This is a genomic window from Spirillospora sp. NPDC047279, from assembly GCF_040643285.1.
In the GTDB taxonomy this organism is placed as follows: domain Bacteria; phylum Actinomycetota; class Actinomycetes; order Streptosporangiales; family Streptosporangiaceae; genus Spirillospora.
The window spans coordinates 430,629-432,108 of sequence record NZ_JBEYUA010000008.1; the positions used below are offsets into that span (position 1 = coordinate 430,629).

The 1,480-nt window shown below is 68.2% G+C and carries 1 protein-coding gene; it reads left to right on the forward strand.

The genetic code is table 11. The features are described 5' to 3' along the window. Positions 1-537: 537 nt before the first annotated feature. On the forward strand, positions 538-1,480 hold a 943-nt coding region (locus ABZ810_RS23175), incomplete at its 3' end, for an IS630 family transposase (RefSeq protein WP_358406266.1).

Consider the following 1,480-nt stretch of genomic DNA (forward strand, 5'->3'; position numbering starts at 1 on the left):
ACGGGTGGTCGACGTTCAGGCGTATGTTTGCCGCGCTTCGCGCGGGGTCTGCTGGGGCGGGCGTGAGTTGAGTGCAGATCAGGCTCATGGGGGGCGGGGGTTGGGCGGCGCCGGTGTCCCGTCAGTGGGTGTGGTCGTCCGGCTACGGGTGGGGCAGGTCCTGATGTTCGAGCGGCGCCGAAGAGGGGAGGCGTATGGCGGCGTGTGGTTGTGGGCTGTGAGCGCGCTGGTGGTCGGCGTTCAAGCAAAAGCGTGGGCGCGGTGCGCGCGGGGTCTGCGGGTGCGGAGAGACGTTGTAGGTGCGGAGAGGTGTTGTAGGTGCGGAGCGTGGCTCTGGGTGCTGGGTGCTGGGTTCTTTGGTGGCTGGTTGCGTGGCTTGAGAGCCGCGCGACCTCGTTTGGAGACGGCAACTCGGCAGAACTGGCTAGTGCGCTGACCACATACGTTCGCCGGGCGACACACCCGCTGGGGTCCGCGCTTTCGATGTCTGTTGCCCTCACGCTCGTAGCGAGGTGATCGCTGTCGAGGAGGGCGCGGATGGCAGAACCGGTGAGAGCACGGCGGCTGACCGACCAGGAAGGCCGCAAGCTGCAGCAGATCGTGCGGCGGGGCAAGCATGAGTCGATCCGGGTCCGCCGGGCGATGATCATCATGGCGTCGGCGTCGGGGACGACGGTCCCGGCGATCGCCCGGCTCGTGCAGGCGCACGAGGACACCGTGCGGGACGTCATCCACGCCTTCAACCAGCGGGGGCTGGCCGCGCTGGACCCTCAGTGGGCGGGAGGTCGTCCCCGCCAGATCAGCAGTGACGACGAGGACTACATCGTCGCGACGGCCACGACGCGCCCGGCCAAGCTGGGCCGCCCCTTCACGCACTGGAGCATCCGCAAGCTCGCCGATTACCTGGACGACAACACCGTCCACCAGGTGAAGATCGGCCGGGAACGGCTCCGGCAGATCCTGCGCAGCCGTGGCATCTCCTTCCAGCGCACCCGCACCTGGAAGGAGTCCAAAGACCCGGACAAGGACGCCAAGCTCGACCGGATCGAGGAGGTCACCAGCCGGTTCCCCGACCGATGCTTCGCCTTCGACCAGTTCGGGCCGCTGTCGATCCGGCCCTGCCACGGCACCTGCTGGGCCCAGGAGGGCAAGCCCGACCGGCTGCCGGCCACCTACCACCGCACCCACGGCGTCCGCTACTTCCACGGCTGCTACTCCATCGGCGACGACACCCTGTGGGGCGTCAACCGGCAGCGCAAGGGCGGGGCGAACACCCTCAAGGCGCTCAAGACGATCCGGGCCGCCCGCCCCGACGGCGCCCCCATCTACGTGATCTGCGACAACCTGTCATCCAACAAGACCCCCGCCATCCGCGCCTGGGCCACGTGTCTCGCGTCAAGAAGTTGGCTCAGAAACCCGGATCTGAAAGTTGGGGATGCTGGCTCGGGTTGGTGTAGATCTCGACCGGCCGGTGGCCACC